The sequence below is a fragment of the Paenibacillus wuxiensis genome, from assembly GCF_040195695.1.
Lineage (GTDB): Bacteria > Bacillota > Bacilli > Paenibacillales > Paenibacillaceae > Paenibacillus_B > Paenibacillus_B suaedae.
In genome coordinates, this window is record NZ_JBEFZI010000030.1 from 1 (window position 1) to 2,685 (window position 2,685).

Sequence of the window (2,685 nt, forward strand, 5' to 3'; positions counted from 1 at the left end):
GGCCATGTACCGATCGGCAAAGCGTGGCTGAATGCGAAATTCTACATCGTGGATGCGCAACTGAATCCGGTGCCGGTCGGGGTGCTGGGCGAGCTGGTCATCGGCGGAGTCGGGGTAGCGCGCGGGTACTTGAACCGTCCGGAGCTGACGGAAGAGAAGTTCGTAGACAGTCCGTTCGCCGCGGGCGAGCGGCTGTACCGCACGGGAGACTTGGCACGGTGGATGGAGGACGGTAACGTGGACTTCATCGGCCGGATCGACAACCAAGCGAAAATCCGGGGCTACCGGATAGAGACGGGGGAGATCGAGTCGCAGCTGCTGCGGGTAGAAGGCGTGCGCGAAGCGGTGGTGCTGGTTCGAAGTGATGCGAACAGGCAGAAGGCGCTATGCGCATATTACACACCGGATACCGGAGCCGAGCTGACGGTGAATGATCTGCGCAGCGCGCTGGCACAGGAGCTGCCGGGCTACATGATCCCGTCGTACTTCGTGGAGCTGGAGCGTCTGCCTCTGACGCCGAATGGAAAGATTGACCGGAAGGCGCTGCCAGCGCCGGAAGGAGAAGCGGGAAGCGGAACGGAGTACGTCGCACCGCGCAATGAGCTGGAAACGAAGCTGGCAGAGATTTGGCAGGAGGTGCTGGGGCTTGCGAAGGAGATTGGCGTTCACGACAACTTCTTCGACATCGGCGGCCACTCCCTGCGGGCAACGACGCTGGTCAGCAAGGTGCACAAGGAACTGAGCGTGGATCTGCCGCTGCGCGACGTGTTCCGCCATTCCACGATCGGGAGCATGGCTGCCGCCATTTCCCGGCTGGATGAGCAGACATTCGTTGCTATTCCGGTGGCGGATTACCGGGAGGTGTACCCGCAATCATTTGCTCAAAAACGTCTCTTTATCCTGAATCAACTGGAAGGCGCGGAGCTTAGCTACAATATGCCGGAGGCGATGCTGCTGGAGGGGGCTTTGGACCGGGCAAGGTTCGAAGAAGCGTTCCGTAAGCTCGTGGCGCGGCATGAAATGCTGCGCACCGGGTTCGAAATGGTGGATGGTGAAGCATCGCAGCGGATTTACCAGGACTTGAATTTTGTCGTGGAGTTCTATCGTGTAGATGAGCAAGAGGCCGAAGAGACGGTTCGCCGTTTTGTCCGTCCGTTTGACTTGGCGAAGCCTCCGCTGCTGAGAGTAGGCCTTGTCGAGCTGGCTCCGGAACGCCATATTCTAATGTATGATATGCATCATATTATTTCCGACGGTGTCTCCATGGAGATCTTTGTTGATGAATTTGTCTGCTTGTACGGCGGCGAGCAATTGGAGCCTCTGCGCATTCAGTACAAAGACTACTCCGTTTGGCAGCATTCGCAGGAGCAGAAGGAACGGCTTCAACGTCAGGAGGAGTACTGGCTGGACATGTTCCAAGGCGAGCTTCCGGTGCTGGAAATGCCGACCGACTATCCGCGTCCGGCCGTGCAGAGTTACGAAGGACAAACGCTGGAGTTTTTCTTCGACGCTTCGAAAACCGACGGCCTGAAGCAGCTTGCCTCGGAAACGGGCACAACGCTGTTTATGGTGCTGCTTGCGGCGTATAACGTGCTTCTGCATAAATATTCGGGTCAGGAAGACGTAATTGTCGGTACGCCGATTGCCGGAAGGAATCATGGAGATGTGCAGCCGTTGATCGGGATTTTCCTAAACACGCTGGCGATCCGCAGTTATCCGGCTTCGGAGAAGACATTCCTGTCATACCTGAACGAAGTCAAAGAAACGACTCTCCACGCCTTCGAGCATCAAAACTACCCGTTCGAAGAATTGGTGGATAAGGTGCAAGTCACCCGTGATTTAAGCCGCAATCCGCTCTTTGACACGCTATTTACGATGCAGAATACAGAGAACGAGGAATTTGAGCTGGAAGGGCTTCGCCTGATTCCCTATCCGAGCGCACTGGATACCGCGAAGTTTGATATCAGCTTGGATGTGGGCGAGGAGAACGGCGGCTTGGATTACAGCTTCGAATATTCGACGTCTCTATACAAAAGGGAGACGATCGAACGTCTGGCGAAACATTACGAGCAGCTGCTCGTAGCGATCGTAAGCCGTCCGGATGCGAAGATTGCCGAGCTGGACATTCTGACACCAGCAGAAAAAGAACAAATTCTTGGCGTGTTCAACCCGGCGCAGCCGGAAGCGGCTCCTGCGGCCGCGTTCCACCGGCTGTTCGAGGAACAGGCGGAGTGCACGCCGGAAGCGGAGGCCGTCGTGTACGAGAATGACCGGCTGACGTATGCGGAGCTGAACGAACGGGCGAACCGCTTGGGGGCCACGCTGCGCGCAAGCGGCATCGGCCGGGAGACGATCGTCGGCATTCTCGCCGAGCGTTCGGTGGACTTGCTGGTGGCCGTGCTGGCCGTCTGGAAATCGGGCGGGGCGTATGTTCCGCTCGACCCGGATTATCCGGCAGACCGCGTGCGGTTCATGCTTGAAGACAGCGGAGCGAAGGTACTGCTGACGCAAACGCCGCTGCATGAGCGTGCCGAAGCCTGGCTTGGCGAAGAGGCGCTGGCGCTGGCAGCGGTGCTGTACCTGGACGACGAAGCATCGTACAGCGAGGAGTGGGCGAATGCGCCGATTGGCTCCGGCATGGTCTCCGGCAAGCTGACGGATGCTGTGGATGCCAGCGATGAGAGC

The 2,685-nt window shown here is 58.1% G+C and carries 1 protein-coding gene; it reads left to right on the plus strand.

Annotated elements, in window-relative coordinates; translation table 11 throughout:
* Positions 1 to 2,685, plus strand: a 2,685-nt coding sequence (locus tag ABN764_RS29430) for a condensation domain-containing protein (RefSeq protein WP_446673858.1), incomplete at both ends; no start/stop codon positions are given.